3 protein-coding genes are annotated in these 2942 nt (G+C 43.6%); 2 read left to right on the plus strand and 1 reads right to left on the minus strand.

Annotation, left to right across the window (positions count from 1 at the left end):
- Nucleotides 1–1141 (plus strand): FAD-binding protein (locus tag RDK53_RS12190; protein ID WP_308515252.1); only part of this gene is annotated, 1141 nt, incomplete at its 5' end.
- A 21-nt stretch (nt 1142–1162) separates the two neighbouring features.
- A complete protein-coding gene (locus RDK53_RS12195; RefSeq protein ID WP_066592258.1) occupies nt 1163–2014 on the plus strand; it encodes a fumarate reductase iron-sulfur subunit in 852 nt (283 codons plus the stop codon).
- Nucleotides 2015–2739: 725 nt separating this feature from the next.
- Here the strand turns inward: RDK53_RS12195 and RDK53_RS12200 are convergent.
- On the minus strand, nt 2740–2942 hold a 203-nt coding region (locus RDK53_RS12200; RefSeq protein WP_308515254.1), incomplete at its 5' end, for a hypothetical protein.

Consider the following 2942-nt stretch of genomic DNA (forward strand, 5'->3'; position numbering starts at 1 on the left):
TGATGGCCATCGCTTCATGCCGGACGTTGAACCTGAAAAGAAAGAACTTGCTTCCCGTGACGTCGTTTCCCGCCGTATGGAAGAAAGAATTGCTCAGGGTAAAGGTGTTAAGAGCCGCTTCGGTGAACATCTTTGGCTTGATATTACATTGCTTGGTGAAAACCATATTAAGCACAATCTCCGTGAAGTATATGAAATCTGCCATTACTTCTTAGGTGTAGACCCAACTAAAGATTGGATTCCGGTCCGTCCTGCACAGCACTACACCATGGGTGGCGTCAGAACAAATCCAAGCGGTGAAAGCCAAACTCTCAAAGGTTTGTTCTCCGCTGGTGAAGCAGCTTGCTGGGATATGCACGGCTTCAACCGTTTAGGCGGTAACTCTGTAGCTGAAACCGTTGTTGCAGGTATGATTGTCGGCGAAAAGATTGCAGATTTCTGCGACAAACCTGAAAACGCCATCGACATTCCGACTAAGGTTGTCTATGACTTTATCAGACGCGAACAGTCTAAGCTTGACGCATTTGCCAAGAACTCCGGTACAGAAAACATGGCTGAAATCCGCACTCGCATGCAGGAAATCATGACCACCAAAGTTGGTATTTTCCGTAACGGAGATACACTTGAACAGGCTGTTACCGAACTTGAAGAGCTTTATAAGAAGAGCTTCAATGTTGCCGTTAAGAACCAACCTGGTGCAAATCCGGAATTGGTTTACGCATACCGCACTCAGAAGATGCTTCGCGTAGCTTTGACAATTGCTCTTGGCGCTTACAAACGTACAGAATCCCGCGGTGCTCACTTCCGTATTGACTACCCAGTCCGTAATGACGCTGAATGGTGCTGCCGTACTCTTGCCTCTTGGAAGAACGAAAACGACACAATGCCGACTCTTGAATATCAGAAACTTGATATTTCCAAGATGGAACTTCCTCCGGGATGGCGTGGTTACGGTGCCAAGAACTACATTGACAACCCCGAAACACCGATTCGCCAGAAAGAAGTTGACGAAATCAGAGCCAAGATGGAAGCAGAAGGCAAAGACCGCTTTGCTATCCAGAACGCTTTGATGCCTTACCTCCAACTGTTGCCTGAAAACCTGCGCGGCAGAAACGAACGTATTGACGAACCTCTTTCATAAGTCATCAGGAGTTGAATTTAAATGGCTGAAAATACAAAAACTGCTCCGGAAGCTAAACCAGCTGAAAAGGTTACACCTCCGGCTTCTAGCAACCACCGCACTCTTCAGGTTAGCATCCTGCGTTACAACCCTGCTGATTCTGAAAGTGTTCCTCATTTGCAAACCTATCAGGTTTCTGAGACTGATTCCATGACGCTCTACATTCTTTTGAATGAATTGCGCGATACACAGGATCCTTCTCTCCAGTTTGACTTCGTTTGCCGTGCCGGTATTTGCGGTTCCTGCGCTATGTTGGTCAACGGAAAGCCTGCTTTGGCCTGCCGTACATTGACTCGTGACCTTCCGGATCACTTCACATTGGCTCCTTTGCCGGGCTTTGAACTGATTGGCGACCTTTCAGTTAATACCGGTAAATGGATGCGCGGCATGAGCGAAAGAATCCAAGCATGGTGCCACGTTAATGAAGAACAAATTAACTTCAACAAGATCGAAAAACCAATGGATCCGAAGCTTGCTGAAGATATTTATCTTCTTGACCGTTGCGTCGAATGCGGCTGCTGCGTAGCTTCTTGCGGCAACTTCCGTATGCGTCCGGACTTCGTCGGTGCCGTTGCTATTAACAAGATTTCCCGTTTCCGTCTGGATCCTCGCGATCATCGTAATGACGCAGATTATTACGAAGTTATGGGAACAGAAAGCGGTGTTTTCGGCTGCATGACATTGTTGGCTTGCCACGATTTCTGCCCGAAAGATTTACCGCTTAAGACCCAGATCGCCTTCATCCGCCGCAAGATGGCAGAGCAGGGCATTACTGGAAAAGAAAAGAGAACACTCAAGAGAGTTGTTCCTCTTCGCGAATTGAAATTAGACTAATCTAATTTCTCTAAAAAACCTGGCTAAAAATCTGCAAAGCCCTGCGAAAGCAGGGCTTTCCTGCATTTGAAAAGGTCAAATCCAAACCTCTTCGGTCTTTTCGAAGAAAGTTTCACACTTCCTCGATTCCAACTTTAATTCGTAAGGATCTCGTTCAACTTTAGAAATACTCTAGATGAGGAAGGATCCGATCTTCGAATTCGGTTTGGTGGAATCAATAGAAAATACATTGTTATCGGTACCGGTTCCTTACATTTATATTCCCCCGGCTGCTTGAAAGCCTCCGATTTTTTTCCTCCACCTTCCGAAGAATAGAAGCGTGATACTGTCCGCTAGATGTTTTATCAGACAAATCGATTTCCAAAATGAGTTCAAAATCTGTCAAACACTTAAAAGTAGACCTTCCTATGTCTGGTTGTGATAAAAAACATACAAATTTAGAAATCTAGATATTCTTGATTTTCAAATAGTTACATCACTTACAATTCAGTTTTTTATTATTTTTGTTGTATTTCAATCAGTTATAATCCCCTCTATTTACATTTGGTAAGGGTTAAGACTAAAATACTACATAGTTCCTACGTACAACCCCTATTTGTATTAAAGAACTTTCATGATATTGTTCGATTCGCTTAAACCACTGGGGAAAAGCACTAGTGACTGTTTGAAAGAATAGTTCTGAGCAAAAGGACGATTGGTATTTCATTAATTTGTTCATGAGCATATTAATGAAAGATTAATTGATTCTTTGATGAATGCCTTGCGGTATCCACCAAAGTTTTTAACCTGAAGTTCGAAGCATGACCACGGGATTTATCCTGGCTGAAGACTTTATTTAATGCGTATATTCGTTTAGGAGCATACATATCATGGCACGTATTGAGCATGATTTTATCGGTGATCTTGAAGTTCCAGAAAACGCCCTCTA

It is taken from the genome of uncultured Turicimonas sp. (assembly GCF_902477955.1).
Classification (GTDB): domain Bacteria; phylum Pseudomonadota; class Gammaproteobacteria; order Burkholderiales; family Burkholderiaceae_F; genus Turicimonas.